General features: G+C 52.7%; 1 pseudogene. It reads right to left on the reverse strand.

Annotated elements, in window-relative coordinates:
* Window positions 1-86 precede the first annotated feature (86 nt).
* A pseudogene (locus ACXAIC_RS24940) lies at window positions 87-207 on the reverse strand (IS3 family transposase); the annotation flags it as partial.

The following is a 207-nucleotide window of genomic DNA, read 5'->3' on the forward strand; positions in this document are numbered from 1 at the left end:
AGCTGGTCCAAAAGGTCTTTGTCGATGCTCATACGTGGGTCTCCTCATCTCAGAGCTACCACGCCAGGGCACAGAATTCCGGACAGTCTCCGGCAGGTCCATGATTTCTGCCACAACAACTCAGCCTTGATCGTTTTGAAGAAGGTTTCCACGGCGGCGTTGTCAAAGCAGTTTCCTGTTCCGCTCATTGAGATCTGGAAGCCATGC

The organism is Roseibium sp. AWQ4_254, from assembly GCF_056161025.1.